At 75.8% G+C, this 16,618-nt stretch carries 13 protein-coding genes; 10 read left to right on the plus strand and 3 right to left on the minus strand.

What is annotated here, in order from left to right:
- Positions 1-31: 31 nt before the first annotated feature.
- Entirely contained in the window at positions 32-2,992 is a 2,961-nt protein-coding gene (locus ACZ514_RS28715; protein ID WP_469126030.1) for a type I polyketide synthase, read from the plus strand.
- Between the two features lie 87 nt (positions 2,993-3,079).
- On the opposite strand, the gene ACZ514_RS28720 is transcribed toward ACZ514_RS28715, so the two are convergent.
- Both ACZ514_RS28720 and ACZ514_RS28725 read right to left on the minus strand, forming a co-directional pair.
- Positions 3,080-5,068, minus strand: coding sequence for an alpha/beta hydrolase family protein (locus ACZ514_RS28720; protein WP_468170307.1), 1,989 nt, complete (start codon positions 5,066-5,068; stop codon positions 3,080-3,082).
- A 41-nt stretch (positions 5,069-5,109) separates the two neighbouring features.
- Positions 5,110-6,006 (minus strand): TauD/TfdA dioxygenase family protein, encoded by an 897-nt coding sequence (locus ACZ514_RS28725; RefSeq protein ID WP_468170310.1) that lies wholly within the window; start codon positions 6,004-6,006, stop codon positions 5,110-5,112.
- Between the two features lie 179 nt (positions 6,007-6,185).
- Here ACZ514_RS28725 and ACZ514_RS28730 point away from each other — a divergent pair, with 179 nt between their 5' ends.
- The 7 genes from ACZ514_RS28730 (at position 6,186) to ACZ514_RS28760 (ending at position 13,808) form a co-directional block, all read left to right on the plus strand.
- Complete coding sequence (locus ACZ514_RS28730) at positions 6,186-8,174, plus strand: non-ribosomal peptide synthetase (protein WP_468170313.1); 1,989 nt, start codon at positions 6,186-6,188, stop codon at positions 8,172-8,174.
- Entirely contained in the window at positions 8,171-8,953 is a 783-nt protein-coding gene (locus tag ACZ514_RS28735; protein ID WP_468170316.1) for a thioesterase II family protein, read from the plus strand. The genes ACZ514_RS28730 and ACZ514_RS28735 overlap by 4 nt, the downstream gene beginning before the upstream one ends.
- A gap of 54 nt (positions 8,954-9,007) precedes the next feature.
- Positions 9,008-10,000 (plus strand): cupin domain-containing protein, encoded by a 993-nt coding sequence (locus tag ACZ514_RS28740; protein WP_469126031.1) that lies wholly within the window; start codon positions 9,008-9,010, stop codon positions 9,998-10,000.
- Positions 9,997-11,307, plus strand: coding sequence for an MDR family MFS transporter (locus tag ACZ514_RS28745; protein WP_469126032.1), 1,311 nt, complete (start codon positions 9,997-9,999; stop codon positions 11,305-11,307). The genes ACZ514_RS28740 and ACZ514_RS28745 overlap by 4 nt, the downstream gene beginning before the upstream one ends.
- Positions 11,304-11,459 carry a hypothetical protein gene (locus ACZ514_RS28750; RefSeq protein ID WP_468170325.1) on the plus strand — a complete coding sequence of 52 codons (156 nt, stop codon included), beginning with the start codon at positions 11,304-11,306 and terminating at the stop codon, positions 11,457-11,459. Before ACZ514_RS28745 ends, ACZ514_RS28750 begins: the two co-directional genes overlap by 4 nt.
- Before the next feature lie 4 nt (positions 11,460-11,463).
- The gene (locus tag ACZ514_RS28755) at positions 11,464-12,846 is read left to right on the plus strand and encodes a YcaO-like family protein (protein WP_469126033.1); all 1,383 of its coding nucleotides are present in this window, start codon (positions 11,464-11,466) and stop codon (positions 12,844-12,846) included.
- 86 nt (positions 12,847-12,932) lie between these two features.
- Positions 12,933-13,808, plus strand: coding sequence for an NmrA family NAD(P)-binding protein (locus tag ACZ514_RS28760; protein WP_468170331.1), 876 nt, complete (start codon positions 12,933-12,935; stop codon positions 13,806-13,808).
- A 65-nt stretch (positions 13,809-13,873) separates the two neighbouring features.
- Here the strand turns inward: ACZ514_RS28760 and ACZ514_RS28765 are convergent, their stop codons facing one another.
- Positions 13,874-14,734 (minus strand): helix-turn-helix transcriptional regulator, encoded by an 861-nt coding sequence (locus ACZ514_RS28765; protein WP_468170334.1) that lies wholly within the window; start codon positions 14,732-14,734, stop codon positions 13,874-13,876.
- Between the two features lie 140 nt (positions 14,735-14,874).
- On the opposite strand from ACZ514_RS28765, the gene ACZ514_RS28770 reads away from it, so the two are divergent.
- On the plus strand, positions 14,875-15,654 hold the full coding sequence (locus ACZ514_RS28770) for an NAD(P)H-dependent oxidoreductase (protein WP_468701234.1): 780 nt from the start codon (positions 14,875-14,877) through the stop codon (positions 15,652-15,654).
- 124 nt (positions 15,655-15,778) lie between these two features.
- Positions 15,779-16,285 carry a RidA family protein gene (locus ACZ514_RS28775; RefSeq protein WP_468170340.1) on the plus strand — a complete coding sequence of 169 codons (507 nt, stop codon included), beginning with the start codon at positions 15,779-15,781 and terminating at the stop codon, positions 16,283-16,285.
- Positions 16,286-16,618: the final 333 nt, after the last annotated feature.

The following is a 16,618-nucleotide window of genomic DNA, read 5'->3' on the forward strand; positions in this document are numbered from 1 at the left end:
ATCCGTACTGGCGCGACACGAAGGTGGACGCATGACGCGCGACCGTTCCCTCGACATAGCCGTGACCGGGGTGTCCGGCCGGTTCCCGGGCTCCGCCGACCTGGCCGGGTGGTGGGAGGCCCTCGTGGAGGGGCGGGTCCTCACCACCCGGTACGACAAGCGGAACCTGCGGGCGGCCGGAGTGCCGGCGAACCTGGTGGACGACCCCGGGTTCGTGCCGGTGCACGGGCACCTCGCCGACGCCGACCGCTTCGAGAACGCCCTGTTCCGGGTCAGCCCGCGCGAGGCCGAGATGATGGACCCGCAGCACCGGCTGATGCTCGAGTGCGCGTGGGCGGCCCTGGAGGACGCCGGCACCGGCCCGCTCGACACCACGCTCACCACCGGCGTGTACGCCTCCGCCAGCGGCAGCGGCTACCTGCGCGCGATGCTGGCCGGCGGCGGTCTGGACCCCATGACCCTGGAGGACGCCGTCCACGGCAACGAGCCGGACTTCATGGCGAGCCTCATCTCCTACAAGCTCAACCTGACCGGGCCCGCGATCGCCGTCCAGACCGCCTGTTCCTCCTCCCTGGTCGCCCTCCACACGGCCGTCCAGGCGCTGCTGAACGCGGAGTGCGACCAGGCCCTGGTCGTGGGCGCCGGCGTCGCCTACCCCCAGGCCGGGCACCTCCACGTGCCCGGCGGCATCCACAGCGCGGCGGGGGCCTGCCGGCCGTTCGACGCACACGCCGACGGCGTGGTGGCGGGCTCCGGGGTGGCCTGCGTCGTGCTGCGGCGCCTGGAGGACGCCCTCGCGGACGGGGTGGAGCCGTACGGCGTCGTCCTCGGCACGGCCGTCAACAACGACGGCTCGGCGAAGGCCGGTTACTACGCCCCCTCCGCCGGCGGCCAGGAGGCCGTCATCCGGGCCGCCCTGGAGGCCGCGGACGTCGACGGCGCGAGCATCGGCTACCTGGAGACGCACGGGACCGGCACCCGGGTCGGCGACCCCATCGAGTGGTCCGCCGCCTCGGCGGCCCTGCGCGCCGCGGGCGCCGCCCCCGGCCAGGTCGCCGTGGGGGCGCTCAAGGCGAACACCGGCCACCTCGACAACGCCGCCGGGCTCGCCGGACTGATCAAGGCGTTGTTCGTGGTGCGCGAGGGCGTGGTCCCGCCGGTCGCCGGATTCACCCGGCTCAACCCCCTGCTGGAGACCGCGGACTCGCCGCTGTACGTGCCCGCCGCCGCCGCGCCGTGGTCCGGCCCCGAGCCCAGGAGGGCCGGGGTCAGCTCCTTCGGGGTGGGCGGCACCAACGCGCACGCCGTCGTGGAGGCGCCGCCGGCCCGCGCGCCCCGCTCCGAGGACCGGGACCGGCCGCGGGCCGGGTACCTCGCGCTGCTCTCCGCCGCGGACGGCGAGGCCCTCGCGCGCTCCGCCGACCGACTCGGCCGCCACCTGGCCGCGCACGCCCCGGCGCCGGCCGACGTCACCCGCACCCTCGCCACCGGCCGGACCGCGCTGCCCGAACGCCTCGCCGTCGTGGGCCGGGACACCGCGGGCCTCGCCGAACGCCTCGCCGCCGGCACCGGGGCGGTGCGCGGCCGCGTCCCCGAGGCCGGCCCGGCCCCCCTCGTCCTCGCCTTCCCCGGCCAGGGCTCCCAGCGCCCGGGCATGGCGCTGCCGTTCGCCGAGGCCCTGCCCGGTTTCGCCGGGGCCCTCGCCGAGTGCCTCGGCGCCTTCGGGCCCGGCCTGGCCGCCGAGGTCGACCGTGCCGTGCACGACCCCGCGTTCCCCGAGGAGGAGCTCGCCCGGACCCGGCTGGCCCAGCCCGCGCTCTTCGCGGTCGAGTACGCGGTCGCCGCCGCCCTGCGCGGTCTCGGCCTGGTCCCGCGGGCCGTGATCGGGCACAGCCTCGGCGAGGTCGCGGCGGCCTGTGCGGCGGGCGTGCTGGAACTGCCCGACGCGGCCCGGTTCACGGCCCTGCGCGGGCGCGCCATGCAGGACTGCCCGGAGGGCGCCATGCTGGCCGTCGGCTGCGGCGAGGACGCGGCCCGCGAGCTGCTGGCCTCCTGCGGTCTGCCGCTGGAGCTGGCGGCGGTCAACTCCCCGGAGGGGTGCGTGGTGGCGGGTGCCCCCGGGGCCGTCGCGGAGTTCGAGGCCCGGCTCGCCGGGCGCGTCGTCACGCACCGGCTGCGCACCACGCGGGCCTTCCACTCGGCGCTCGTCGAGCCGGCCGTCCCGCTGCTCGCCGCGGGGCTGTCCGGGACCGCCGTGCACCCGCCGGTGATCCCCTGGGCCGCCAACGACGGCCGGCTGCTGCTGCCGGGTACCGAGGTCGCCGCGGACTCCTTCGCCGCCGCCGCGCGCAACCCCGTCCGGTTCGCCCGGGCCCTCGGTGCCCTCGCCCGGCACCTGCCCGGCGCGCTGGTCGTGGAGGCCGGTCCGGGCCGTACGCTGTCGGCCCTGGCGGAGGCCGCGGACCTGACCGCCGTCCCGCTCGCCGCCGCCCGCACCGCCCGCGCCGAGGACGTGCTCACCGCGCTGGGCGCGCTGTGGACCGTGGGCCAGCCGCTCGCGGCGGGCCGGCTCTGCGACGGGGGCCGCCCCGTACGCCTGCCCGGCTACGCCTTCGCGGGGCCGCGCCGGACCGCGCCCGAGGCCGCGCCGCCGTCGGAGGCCCCCCGCCGCGTCGCGGGCGCCCCCGGGCCGGCGGCCCCGGAGTCCGGCACCGGTGAGCGGTCCCCGGACCCCCTCGACGTGCCCGCGCTGGTCGCGGGGGTCTGGGCGGAGCTGCTGGGTCATCAGGAGATCGCCCCGGACGCCGACTTCTTCGCCCTGGGCGGCGACTCCCTGCTCGTCACCCGCCTCGCGCGCAGGCTCGGCGCGCGGCTGGGGGTCCGGGTCCCGATCCGCGAACTGCTCCTCGCCCGTACGCTCGGCCGCCAGACGGAGGTGGTCGCCGCCCTCGCCGCGCAGGCCCCGGCCCCCGCCGCGGCCGCGGCCGGCTGACCCGCGCGAACGCCCGGCACACGAAGCCGCCCCCGGACCTTCCGGGGGCGGCTTCGCGTGTGCCGGGCGGGGCGGCCGGCGGGGGTCTCAGGCCGGGCGCCCCGCCGAGAGCTCGGTGCGGGGGATGCCCGGGGCCTCGAAGCCGAACACCTGCCCGTAGGCGGAGAGCTCGGCGTGCAGGCAGTCGACGACGGTCCGCGCCATGCGGAAGCCGTGCTGCTCGTCCTTGAACGCGAGGTACGCGTGCGGCACCCCGTTCTCCCGCATCCGTTCCAGGAACCGTTCGGCCTGGACCGGCGGGCACACGGCGTCGTCGAGCCCCTGGAGCAGCACGAACGGCGCGCGCACCCGGTCGGCGCGCCGCAGCGGCGACACCCGCGCGTAGCGTGCGGCGGCCCGCGGCCACGGGCCGATGAGGCTTTCGAGGTAGCGGGACTCGAAGTCGTGCGTGCCCTGCGCGCGCCACTCCTCCGGGTCCAGGAGCGGGAAGTAGATGCCGGCGACCCGGTACAGCTCCGGTTCGGCGGCCAGCGAGGCGGCGGCGGTCCAGCCGCCCGCGCTGCCGCCGCGGATGCCGATGCGCCCGGGGTCGGCCTTCCCCTGTGCGACCAGGCCGCGGATCGCGGTGGCGCAGTCGCGTACGTCGACCACGCCCCAGGCCTCCCGCAGCCGTTCGCGGTAGGCGCGCCCGAAGCCGGTGGACCCGCCGTACTGGACGTCCACCACGCCGACGCCGCGGCTGGTGAAGAAGGCGGTGGAGAGGTCCGCCACCAGCTGGCTGCGGGTGGTGGGACCGCCGTGCGCCTGGACCACGTACGGGGGCAGCTCGCCCTCCGGGGCGGTGAAGGCGGGGTTGTGCGGCGGGTACACGTACGCGTGCACCTCCTCGCCCTCCGGGCCGCGGAACACCGCGTGGTAGCCCGGGGGCAGGTGGTCCTCGTACGAGGTGTCCGCCGGGCGCAGCACCTCCGGCGCCCCGCCGTCAGGCCCGATCAGCAGCAGCTCGCCCCGGTTGCGCGGGCCGGCGGCCGCGGCGGCCACGCGGCGGCCGTCGGTGGCCAGCACGGCCCACTCGGTGAGCTCCTCGCGGGCGTCCAGGTCCCGTAGCGAGCCGTCGGCCTCCAGGAGCGCGAGCCTGCGTGCGCCCACCCCGTGCGTGACGAACATCCGGCCGCCGCCGACCGGGAGGAACCACTGCGCGCCGATGCGCCACAGCGCCTCGCCGAACTCCTCCTCCCGTGCGCACAGGGGGCGTGCGGAGCCGTCGAGGGACAGCTCGTGGAGGTTCCACCAGCCCGTGCCGTCGCTCAGCACGTACAGGACGCCGGGCCGGTCCGGGGCCCACTCGGCCTGGCTGACGGCGATGCCGGGCCCGCCCGCCAGGACGCGGGCGGGGCCCAGGGTGCCGTCCGGGCCGACCGGCGCGCACATCAGCTCCGTACCGTCCCAGGGCATCCTCGGGTGGTCCCAGCCGAGCCAGCAGGCGTACCGGCCGTCCGGGGAGACCTTGGGGCCGGTCATCAGGTGGTGGCTCGCGGCCAGGACCCGTACGGCCGCCGGGTCCGCGGCCGCGGCGCCGTCCAGCGGCAGGGCGACCAGGTCCCGGCGGACCTCGGCGCGGTCCGGGGTGAGGGCCGTCTCGCGCAGGCACCAGACCTCGTCCCCGACGCGGGAGAAGTCGGCGTAGTGCGCCCCGCCGGGCAGCTCCGGCTCCGGGCTGATCGGCTCCGGGCGGCCGCCGGGCACCGCCCGGTACACCCGCTGGTCGTCCCAGTGGGTGAAGACGAACCCGGCGGCGGGGTCCGCGCCCAGGGGCAGCCACGGCCGCCCTCCGTACTCGATGACCCGGGTGCGGACGTTCCACCCGGGGTCCAGTACGTCGGCGGCCGAGCCGTCGGGCGTGCGCCGCACCAGTGCCACGCGGCCCGCTTCGCCGGGGCGCCACTCGGTCCACCAGACCTCTTCGCCGATGAACGCGGCCCACTCGACCTTCTTCTGTCCGGCGGCGGCCGCGTCCGCGCCGATCGGTGAGGTCCAGGTTCCGTAGGGGGACGTGCGCACCTGTGTCTCCGTCATGTCCGGGGTCGTGGTCTCCGTGTCCGGGTGGCGCCGGCCGCTCAGTCCCGGCCCGTGCTGTAGGCGGAGGTGTCACCGCGCAGGGCCACGCTGGGCCGGCCGTCCACGCCGACGGGGGTGGGGGCCACGACGGTGACGCGCTCGCCGCGGCGGTACTGGTCGCCGTAGTCGTAGATGGCGTAGTGCGCCGTCGACTGGTTGTCCCAGATGGCGATGTCGCCGACCTTCCACTGCCAGCGCACGGTGTGCTCCGGCTTGGTGAGGTACTCCTGCATGAGCCTGATCAGGTCGCGGGAGGCCTGCGGGGGGTAGCCCACCACCCTGCGGGCGAACCCGCCGAGCAGGAGCGAGCGTTCGCCCGTCTCGGGGTGGACCCGGACCGCGGGGTGTTCCGCCTCGTAGGGGGTGGAGATGTAGGCCCCGCGCTCGATGACGGTGTCGTCGGTGAAGTCGCAGTCGTTGCTGTGGACGATCCGCAGCTGGTCGGCGAACTGGCGCAGCTCCGCCGGCATGGCGGCGTACGCGGTCGCGGCGTTGGCCCACACGGTGTCCCCGCCCACCGGGGGGATGACCTTGCTGTGCAGGAACGCGAAGGCCGGCGGGCGCTCGATGAAGGTGAGGTCCGTGTGCCAGTGGTTGGCGCGGGTGCCCTGCTTCGAGTCCATCTCCCGCAGGTTCGGGCGGCCTTCGGGGGCGTCGTAGATCGGGTGCCCGAGCGTCAGCTTGCCGAAGCGCGAGGCGAAGGCGGTCTGCGCGGCGTAGTCCAGGTCCTGGTCGCGCAGGAACACCACCTTGTACTGGAGCAGGGCCGCGCGGAGGGAGGCGATCGTCCCGTCGCTCAGCGCGCCGCCCGCGTCCACGCCGCCGATCACGGCGCCGATGTTCCCGGTCAGCGGAGTGACCGTCACACCGGTCGGTGCCTGAAGGGTTTCAGTCATGGCTCGTGCCCTCCCATGGTGATTCCGGTTTCACCGGGCGTCCCGGTTCGCCGAATTGACTTTCCAGATCTGGCAAGAGGTTGCCATAATTGTGACTCGCCTGGCAATGTTGTTGGCATGAAGCTCCTGAAGACGCGGACCGGCCCTGCGCCGTCTGGACGAGCAATGGAGGACTCCTGATGGCCACGCCGACTCTGACCGCCCCTTCCGGGCCACCGGCCGGCGAGCCCCGCGCCACGGGAGAGGGCGAGCCCCTCCCCGCCGGCCCCCGGCCGCCGGTGCACGAACTCGTCGCGGGGTTCGCCCGCACCCGCCCCGCCCGTACCGCCGTCAGCTGCGGCGCGAGCAGCATCGCGTACGGGGACCTCGATGCCTGGGCCGGCCGCGTCGCGGCCGGGCTCACCGAGGCGGGCGTCCGCCGCGGCGGACGGGTCGGCGTGCTCGTCGAACCGTCCCTCGCGATGGTCGCCGCCGTGCTCGGCGTGATGCGCTGCGGAGCCGCGTACGTACCGGTGGACGCCTCGAACCCCGACGCCCGCCTGACCGCCGTCCTGACGGACGCCCAGGTCGACGCCGTGCTCGTCACCGACGCCACCCGGCCCCGCCTCACCGGGCTCGACGTCCCCCTGGTCGACGCCGGCTCCACCGCCCGGGAACCGGCGGGCGCCCCCGTGAGCGGCACGGCCCGCGGCCGCGAGCCGGAGTCCCCCGGCGTTCCGGTGGCCGCCCACGACGCCGCCTACCTCATCTACACCTCGGGCAGCACGGGCGAGCCCAAGGGCGTCGTCGTCGAACACGGACAGCTGGCGGCCTCCACCCTGGCGCGCCGCACGGTCTACCCCGGCCGGCCCGTCTTCCTCCTCGTCTCACCGCTGGCCTTCGACTCGTCGGTGGCCGGCCTCTGGGGCACCCTCACGGCAGGCGGCCACCTGGTGGTCGCCACCCCGGACGAAGTGCGCGACCCGGAGCGGCTGGTCGCCCTCGTCGAGCGCCACCGGGTCACCCGGCTGCTGTGCGTGCCCTCCCTCTACAGCGTCCTCCTCGACGCCGCGCGCTCCCTGGGCGGCGAGCGCCTGAGCTCCCTCGAGACCGTCATCGTCGCGGGCGAGGCACTGCCGCCCGAACTGGTCGACCGCCATTTCGCCCTGCGCACCGCTCCCACCGCGCTGGTCAACGAGTACGGGCCCACCGAGGCGACCGTCTGGGCCAGCTACCGGCGCTTCGACGCCCCGGGCCCCGTCTCCATCGGCGGGCCGGTCCCCGGCGCCCTGCTCCACCTGCTGGACGACGAACTGCGCCCGGTGCCGCCCGGCACCGAGGGCGAGCTGTTCATCGGCGGCGCCGGGGTGTCCCGCGGTTACCACGGCCGGCCGGAGGCCACCGCCCGCGCCTTCCTCGACGACCCCTTCGCGGACGCGCCCGGAGCCCGGATGTACCGTACGGGCGACCGCGCCCGCTGGAACGCCGACGGCACCCTCGCCTTCCTCGGCCGCCGCGACCACCAGGTCAAGATCCGCGGCCACCGCGTGGAACTGCCCGTGATCGAAGCCCAGTTGGCCGCCCTGCCCGGCGTACGGGAGGCCGTCGCCGTCCCGGACGCCGCCGGCACCTCCCTGACCGCCTTCGTCCTCGCCCCGTCCGGGCCGGCACCGGCCCCCGAGGCCCTGCGCGAGCGGCTCGCCGCCCGGCTGCCGGCCGTCATGGTCCCCGCCCGGATCGTCTGCCTCGACGCGTTCCCCCGTACCGTCAACGGCAAGGCGGACCGGGCGGCCCTGCGGGCCCTGGCCGACGAGCCGCAGCCCGTCGCCGCCGGCGCCGCCGCCCCGGAGTCGGGGGACGATCTGACGGCACAGGTCGCCGCCGCCTGGGCCGAGATCCTGAAGACCCCCCACGTGCCGCCGGACGTCAACTTCTTCGACCTCGGCGGCCACTCCCTCGCGATGTTCCAGCTCCGCGAGGCCCTGGAACGCCATACCGGCAAACGGCCCCCGGTCGTCGCCCTGTTCAAGCACACCACCGTCGCCGCGCAGGCCGCGATGCTGCGCGACGGCGACGGTGCCACCGAAGGCGCCGACGGCACCGCCTCGGCCGAACGCCGCGCCGCCGCGCGCCGCGCCCGTGCCCTGCGCGCCCGCCGGCAGGACCCGGCCCAGGAGACCTCCCCGTGACCACCGACCTCACCGCCCCGTACGACGCGACCGCCGGCACCGCCCTGTGGCTGCACCGCACCGCACCCGTCGCCGACCCGGTCGCCCGTCTGGTCTGCTTCCCCCACGCCGGGGGATCCGCGTCCTTCTTCCGCGACTGGGGCCACCGGATCCCCGGTGTCGAGGTGTACGCGGTCCGCTACCCCGGCCGCGCCGAGCGCCTCGCCGAACCGGTGGCGACCGACCTGCGTGAACTCGCCCGCGCGGTCGCCGGAGCCGTGGCCCCCCTGGCCGACCGCCCCCTGGCCCTGTTCGGCCACAGCATGGGCGCGCCGATCGCCCTGGAGACCGCCGCGGCGCTGGAGGCCCGGGGGATCGACCCCGTCCACCTGTTCGCGTCGGGCTCCCGCGACGCCCCGTACCCGTCCGCCGAGGAGTGGACCGACCCGGACGAGGACGACGACCCCGCCGTCATCGAGCGGCTCCTCACCCTCGGCGGGACGGATCCCGAACTGGCCGCCGACCCCGAGTTCCAGGAGCTGGTCCTGCCGTACGTACGGGCGGACGCGCAGATGTTCCACTCCTACGCCCCCGGCTCCGGTGCCGCCCCGAGCGTGCGGTGCCCGGTCACCACCCTCACCGGGGACGCCGACGCGGACGCGGACCGCCGGCCCTGGAGCGAGCTGACCACGGGCGGCGTCCGTGAACGGGCCGTGCCGGGTGACCACTTCTACCTGGTGGCCGCGCCTCCCCTCGACCTGATCCGGGACACGCTGGCGCCCGTCCCGGCGGCCGGCTGACCGCCGCACGCCCCCTCACCCACCCGTCCCCCACCGAGCAGACCCGGAGCAGCTGTGGACATCCTCCAGGCGGACGCACCCGGCCGCGTCCCCGCCGACGGGCTCGCCGGCCTGCTGTACCCGCTCGCCGAACCGGAGTTCCTCCGCCACCGGCTGGGGTCCGAACCCGTCCTGATCCGGGGGCGGGAGGGCCGCTTCCGCGGCCTCTTCGGCTGGCCCGAGCTCAACGAGGTCCTCGCGGCCGCCCGTACCGACTCCTCCCGCGTCCACCTGGTGCGGTCCGCCGACGGGGTGCCCCTCGCCTCCTGCGCCGAGCCCGTCCCGCAGCTGTCGCCGCGCGGGCGCCCCTCGCGGCTGCGCCCGGAGCGGCTGCACGAGACGCTCCGCGCGGGCAGCACCCTCGTCATCGACGGCGCCGAGGAACTCCACGCCCCGCTGCGGGCCCTGGTCACCGCGGTGGAGGGCACCCTGCGCTCCCTCGTGCAGGCCAACCTGTACGTGAACCTGGGCGGGGCCGAGCAGGGGTTCCACACCCACTGGGACGACCACGACGTGTTCGTCCTCCAGGCCGAGGGCGCCAAGCACTGGGACGTCCACCCGCCGACCGAGGACCACCCCGTCGGGATCCTCAGCGCCCCGGCCCCGCCGGCCCCCGGCGCCGCCACCTGGTCCGGGGAACTGACCGACGGCGACGTGCTGTACCTGCCGCGCGGCTGGTGGCACACCGTCAAGGCGGTCGAGGGCCGCCCCTCGCTCCACCTGACCCTCGGCACCCGGCTGCCCTCCGCAGGGGACCTGCTGCGGCGGCTCCTCGTCCACCTGGCGCGCAACCACTCCCGCGTACGCCAGGACCTGCCGAGGTTCGCCACCGCGGACGACGCGCGGGACTGGTACGAGGGCCTGCGCGAGGTCCTGGTGGCGGCCGCCCGCGAGCCCGGTCTGCTGGAGGAGCTGGCCGGGCAGGCCGACGGCGGCGCCCCGGTCCGGCCACGGTTCGGCCTCCCCTACGGCGGGCCCGCCGCCGGCGACCCGGCCGGCAGCCGGTGACCCGCCCGCGGCGGGCGCGGCTGAGGGCGCCGGCGGCCGTACGCGGCCTGCCGACGGCGTTCTGGTGGATCTGGCTGAGCGTCCTGGTGAACTGGACCGGCGGCTTCGCCGGTCCCATGCTGGCCCTGTCGCTCACCGCCGGGCACGGCTACTCGGCTTCGTACGCGGGGCTCGTGATGTCCCTCGTCGGCCTCGGCGGGATCGCCGGCACGTTCCTCGGCGGAGCGCTCGCCGACCGGATCGGGCGGCGCACGACCATGTTCGCCTCCCACCTCTGGACGGCGGTGAGCATGGCCCTGCTCGGCGTGAGCACCGCGCCGTGGGCGGTGGCCGCGTCCGCCCTGGCCATGGGGCTCGGCGCCACCGCGGTCCGGCCGGCGATGCAGGCCTCGCTCACGGACCTGGTCCGGCCCGAGGACCGCCAGCGGGCCTTCGCCCTGAACTACTGGGCGCTGAACGCGGGCGGTGCGGTCGCGGCGGTGCTGGCCGGCCTGATGGTCGTGCACGGCTACGCCCTGGTCTTCCTGGCCGACGGCGCCGCGACGCTGCTGTGCGGGATCCTGGTGCTGGCGAAGGTCCCCGAGACCCGCCCCGGCCCGGCCGTGCGGCGGCCGGCGCCCGCGGCCGGGGTGAAGGCCGTACCCGTGCACCGCGACGGCTCCTTCATGCTCTTCGTCCTGATGACCGCCCTGTTCGCCGTGGTCTTCAAGCAGGGGACCTCCACCCTGCCCGTCGTCATGACCCGCGAGGGGCACTCGCCCGAGACGTACAGCCTGGTCAGCGCCGTGAACGGGCTGGTGGTCGTCGCCCTGCAGATCCCCCTGACCCGGCTGGTGAGCGGCCGCTCCCGTCCGGGGGTGCTGCTCGCCGCCTGTCTGCTCCTCGGCTGGGGCTTCGGCCTGACGGTGTTCGCGGACGGCGTCGCGGCCTTCGCGTGCACGGTCCTCATCTGGACGCTGGGCGAAATCCTCCAGGCCCCCGCCGGGATCGCCGTCACCGCCGGCCGCGCCCCCGCCGAGAGCCGCGGCCGGTACCAGGGGATGTACGGGGGCGCCTGGTCGACCGCCGCGTTCCTGGCCCCCGCGGCCGGCGGCTGGGTCCTCGACCAGTGGGGCGCCACCGCTCTGTGGACCCTGTGCGCGGTCCTCGCCACCACCGCCGGCGCCGGCTGCGCCCTGGTGACCGCCCGCGAAGACTTCCGTACGGGCTCCGCGAACCCCGTACGGGACGGCAGCGGCACCCGGCCGCTCCCGACCACCTCCTCCGGACCCGGAAGAGGACACGCAACCGAAGGGAACGCGTCATGAACCCCGTGGACCTCACGGACGAGCAGTTCGTCGTCGACAACTGCGTCGCCGCCTACGTCGGCGCCGAGGACCTCGTCGTCAACAACTGCGTCGCCGCCTACGTCGACACCGAGCAGTTCGTCGTCGACAACTGCGTCGCCGCGTACGTGTGAGCCGGTGACAGCCACCCGTACCGCGGAGCCCGGCCCGGACAGCGACCGCTGTCCGGCGCCGGGCGCCGGCCCGCACCCGTCCGTCATCTCCCGTACGCGGGTCCTGACCGGCCCCGCCGGTACCCCGCCCGCCCTCCACCTGGCCGTGTGCGACCTCACCGACCCCGGCCCCGGCCGGCCGTGGCAGGCCGACCGGCAGGCGTTCGGCACCTCCTGGGACGGCCCCCAGCGGGCCCGCCGCTCCGCCGAGGGGGAAGCGGTCGAACGGTTCTGCGGCTCCGTACCGCCCGCCCCGGAGCGGGTCCGGTACGCGAGCCACGACGAGCTGTCCCGCCGGGGCGTCCCCGCTCTGGACCCCAACCGGCTGGTCCTGTACTCGTCCCGCCAGTACGCGACCCCCGGCTTCCCGTTCCGCCCCTTCCTGCGGGACTCCCCGGCCCACTGGATCGAGGGCCGCCACGCCGATCGCGACGAGCCCGTCCACGTACCGGCCTTCCTCGTGTACACGGCCTGGCGGCGGATGCCCCATCAGGGGCCGGAACCGCTGTACGCCTTCCCCGCCCTGGGCGGCACCGCCGCCGGCCCCACCCCCGAGGACGCGCTGCGCGCCGGGCTGGAGGAGGTGGTCGAACGTGACGCGGCCGCCGTGTGGTGGGCCCACGCCCGGCCGCGGCCGGCCCTGGAGCCGACGGCGTACCTGCGCGGCCTGACCAGCGGCGCCGCCCGTGACTTCGACGTCCGGCTGACGCACCTCGACAACGAGTTCGGGGCGCCGGTGCTCGCCGCCGGCGTGCGCAGCCGCGCGGAGGGCTGGCTGACGTACGGGTTCGCCGTGCGCCCCGACCCGGTCGAGGCCGCGGCCAAGGCCCTGGCCGAGGCGTACACCCTGCAGCTGACCTGCCGCACCCTGGACGACCCCGCGGCCACCGTCGCGACCCCGGGCCGGCCCTCGCCGCTCAAACCCTGGCGGGCCGACCGCCGCTACCTCGACTCCTACCGCGAGGACGCGTCGGACGTCGTGGAGCAGCTGTGCCAGCAGCAGCTCTACCTGGACCGGAGGGCGGCCGACCGCGTCGCGCCGTGGACCTGGGACCTCCCGGCCGGCCGCTGGAGCGACGTACCGCGCGCCGGCCCGGGCGGCGGCCTCGCCGACCGGGTCCGTGCGCGGGGGTACGAGGTCATCGCCGTGGACCTCACCACGCCGGAGGCCGCCGCCGGGGGCCTGCACGCGGTGCGCGTCATCGTCCCGGGCACGGTCGGCGCCGCCCCGGCCGCCTACCCCGCCCTCGGCGCCGGCCGCCTGCGACGGGCCGGCACCCGCCTGGGCTGGACACCGTCCGACCTCCCCGAGACCGGCCTCAACACCTTCCCCATGCCGCATTGCTGAACGGCGCCCCGAATGATCCGGGCGGCCCGGGGTACGCCGTCGGGAGTGCGGCGCGTGCAGGCGGGGGGCGGGAGGAGGACGGCTCGATGGGCATCGTGGTGACCACACCGACGGGACACGTGGGAGCGCGCGTGGTGCGGTTGCTGCTCCAGGCGGGCGTCCGCCCCCGCGTCCTGGTCCGCGACCCCGCCCGGCTGGACGAGGAGACCCGCGGGCGGGTCGACGCGTGCCCGGGCGACCTCACGGACCCCGGGTTCGTCCGGAAGGCGGTGGCGGGGGCGCGTTCCGTCTTCTGGGTGGACCCCACCCCGCACACGGCGGCGGACCCGGTCGGGACCTCGCTGGCGACCGCGGCGCCGTTGGTGCGGGCGGTCCGGGACGGTGACGTGGGGCGGGTCGTGCTGCTCAGCAGCGTCGGGGCGGAGAAGCGGCACGGAGTCGGGCACATCGACGGGCTGGCCGGGATCGAGGCGGAGCTCGACGCCGCCGGGGCCGACGTGCTGCACCTGCGGTGCGCGTACTTCTTCACCAACCTGCTGCTCGACCTCGAGGGCCTCTCCCGCGGCGTGCTGAGCACCGCGTTCGACCCGGGACGGCCGATGCCCTGGGTGGATCCGCGTGACGTCGGGGACGTGGTCGCGGCCCGGCTGCTGAACGACGCGTGGCGGGGCCGGGTGGTGCAGGCCGTGCACGGGCCCGAGGACCTCACCTTCCACCAGGTCGCGCGGATCCTGACCGCCGCGCTCGGGCGCACCGTCCGGGTGGAGCGGGTCGGCGACGACGCGGTGCGGGACGCCCTGCGCGCGGCCGGGCTGCCCGGACCGGCGGTGGAGGGCATCGTCGGGATGGCGGCCGGCTCGCGGGACCTGGTGCCCGAGCAGCCCCGTGACCTGCTGACCACCACGCCCACCCGGCTCGCCGGCTGGGCCCACGCCGAACTGCGCCCGCTGCTGCACGGCTGATGCCCCCCGCCGGGGGTCGCGCGCCGCCGGGAGGACGGTCCCGCTCCTCCCGGAGCGGCAGCGGTTCAGGACTCGTCCCGGCTCGCGGCCCGGTCGTCCTGGGCGGGATGCGGGTCGCCGTCGTCCGCGCCCAGGCCGGCGAGGAGGCGCAGCCCGTCCTCGGCGGGGGTGCCGGGGGCCGCGGACAGCACCAGCAGTTCCCTGCCCGATCCGTCCGGGAGCGCGAAGTTCTCCTGGTGGAGTTCCAGCAGTCCGACGAGCGGGTGCCGGTACGTCTTGCGCCCGTGGGTGCGGGCGCGTACGTCCGCCCGGGCCCAGAGCCGGCGGAAGCGCTCGCTGCCCATCGCCAGCTCGCCGATGAGCGATGCCAGGTGGGGGTCGTCGGGGTGCCGGCCGGCGGCCAGGCGCAGGTGCCCGACGACGTCGAGGGTGCACGTCTCCCAGTCCGCGTAGAGACCGTTCCCGGGCTCCTCGAGGAAGACGTGCCGGGCGATGTTCAGGCCCGGCATCGGCCGGCCGTAGAGGAGCCCGGCGAGGCGGTTGCCCGCGAGCGCGTCCAGGCGGTGGTCCATGATCAGCGCGGGGGCGTCGGCGACCAGGCCGAGGAGGCGCAGCAGTTCCGGGCGGACACGCCCGCCGGGCGCCTTCGCGGGGCGGCGGCGCTGCCGGGCGAGGCGGCAGAGGTGCCCGTGTTCGGTCTCGTCGAGGCCGAGGACGCGGGCGAGCGCGTCGAGGACCTGGTCGGAGGGCTGGGTCGCGCGGCCCTGTTCCAGGCGTACGTAGTAGTCGACGCTGACGCCGGACAGGTGCGCGACCTCTTCGCGGCGCAGTCCTTCGACCCGGCGGCGGCTGTCGGTGGGGATGCCGACGGCGGCCGGGTCGACGCGGGCGCGCCGGGTCCGCAGGAAACCCGCGAGATCGTCCATGCCCCCCAGTATGGCCGCGGGCGTGCGGGCGAGGGTGGTACTGGCGTTCCCAGGAAGTCCCGTCCGATGGAAGGGGCGTCCCTGAACGGCGGGCGTCGCGGCGCGCAGGATCGGGGCAACCGATCCGGAGGAGAGTTCCCTTGAAGACGCTGATCGTCTACGCCCACCCCGAGCCGAAGTCGCTCAACGGCTCGCTGAAGGACCTCGCGGTGTCCACCCTGGAGGGCGCCGGGCACGAGGTACGGGTGAGCGATCTGTACGCGATGGGCTGGAAGGCGGTGGTGGACGCCGCCGACTACGGCCCCGGCGCGTCGAGTCCGCTGAAGGTCGCCGCGGACTCGGGCCGGGCCTTCGAAGCCGGCACCCTCACCCCGGACGTGCTCGCCGAGCAGGAGAAGCTGCTGTGGGCGGACACGGTCGTCTTCCAGTTCCCGCTGTGGTGGTACACGATGCCCGCGATCCTCAAGGGCTGGGTGGACCGGGTGTTCACCCACCGCTTCGCGTACGGGGTCGGTGAGCACAGCGACACCAAGTATGGCGAACGGTACGGCGCGGGGACGCTCGCGGGCCGGAGGGCCCTGTTGTCGGTGACCGTCGGCGGTCCGGAGCCGCACTACGCCGCGCGCGGCATCAACGGCCCCATCGAGGACCTGCTGTTCCCGGTCCACCACGGCGTCCTCTACTACACGGGCGTCGAGGTGCTGCCGCCGTTCGTGCTGTACGGGACCGACCGGATGTCCGGCGAGGACTACGCGGACGCCGCCGAGGCCTGGGAGCGGCGGCTGCTCACGCTGGAATCGGCGGAGCCGATCCCGTTCCGGCGGCAGAACGGCGGGGACTACGAGATCCCCTCGCTGCACCTGAGGGAGGGGCTGGGGTCCCCGGGCCGCACGGGTTTCGGGCTGCACGTGCGGGGCTGACCAGCGGGGCGGGTCCCGGCCGCGGCCGGTCCCGGGGGTGCCCGTTCGACTCCCGTTCGAGGTGTTCTCGTTCGCGGCCTGGCAGCTTCGGAGCTCCAGCACCGGGGACGAAAGGACAAGGGGAATGACCAAGTCGAGGCGCAGGTTCGGTATCGCCGCTGTGGTGGCCGCGTTGGTGGCCGGCATCACCGTCGTGGGGCCGCAGGGAGCGAGTGCGCAGGACACGGCGCGCCGCGGCTGGGACCACTTCGGGTTCGGGGTGTCGTGGGAGGAGAGCTACGGCTACTCGCAGGCCATCAAGGCCGGTGACACGGTCTACATCTCGGGTCAGCTGTCGCACGACGCGGCCGGGAACCTGGTGGGTGTCGGCGACTTCGAGAAGCAGGTCCGCACGTCGTTCGAGAACATGGACAAGGTCCTCGCGCACTACAAGATCCCGCGCAGCCAGATCGTCAGCATGAAGATCTACACCAAGGACCTGCGCCAGAACTTCGACACGGCCGCGAAGCTGCACAAGGAGTACGTCGGCAAGCACCGCACGACCGACACCATCATCGGGGTCAGCGACCTGGCGTTCCCCGAGCAGCTGGTGGAGATCGAGGCCGTCGCGCTGGTGAAGCCGCGCTCCTGACCCCGGGCGGGCCGCGCGGTGACCGCCGTGCGGCCGTTCGGCTCGTCGCGCGGTGAGCGCCGCGGCGACGCCCCGGTGACCCGCCGACACCGGGCCGTCCCCGCTCGCGGCCCGGCACGGACGTCACCGGATCCGGTCCGGCCGCGGCCGGCACGGCGCGCGATGCGAAGGGCCCGGGCACTCGTTGCCCGGGCCCTTCCGCATGCCCGGCGGCCGCTGGACGGTGCGGTCTTCGGCGGCGGGTCTTTCATGTGGTTCCTACAAATCTTCGGTGGAGGCTCCGTCGATCGCCGCACCTGATGGTGCGTGAATTCCCTGGCAGATTGGCACATG

It is taken from the genome of Streptomyces sp. NPDC034086 (assembly GCF_055575515.1).

Bases quoted from the DNA above. Each gene is read 5' to 3' on its own strand.
- ACZ514_RS28760 (WP_468170331.1), top strand. From the start codon at position 12,933: ATGGGCATCGTGGTGACCACACCGACGGGACACGTGGGAGCGCGCGTG.
- ACZ514_RS28750 (WP_468170325.1), top strand. From the start codon at position 11,304: ATGAACCCCGTGGACCTCACGGACGAGCAGTTCGTCGTCGACAACTGC.
- ACZ514_RS28725 (WP_468170310.1), bottom strand. From the start codon at position 6,006: ATGACTGAAACCCTTCAGGCACCGACCGGTGTGACGGTCACTCCGCTG.
- ACZ514_RS28775 (WP_468170340.1), top strand. From the start codon at position 15,779: ATGACCAAGTCGAGGCGCAGGTTCGGTATCGCCGCTGTGGTGGCCGCG.
- ACZ514_RS28730 (WP_468170313.1), top strand. From the start codon at position 6,186: ATGGCCACGCCGACTCTGACCGCCCCTTCCGGGCCACCGGCCGGCGAG.
- ACZ514_RS28715 (WP_469126030.1), top strand. From the start codon at position 32: ATGACGCGCGACCGTTCCCTCGACATAGCCGTGACCGGGGTGTCCGGC.
- ACZ514_RS28720 (WP_468170307.1), bottom strand. From the start codon at position 5,068: ATGACGGAGACACAGGTGCGCACGTCCCCCTACGGAACCTGGACCTCA.
- ACZ514_RS28765 (WP_468170334.1), bottom strand. From the start codon at position 14,734: ATGGACGATCTCGCGGGTTTCCTGCGGACCCGGCGCGCCCGCGTCGAC.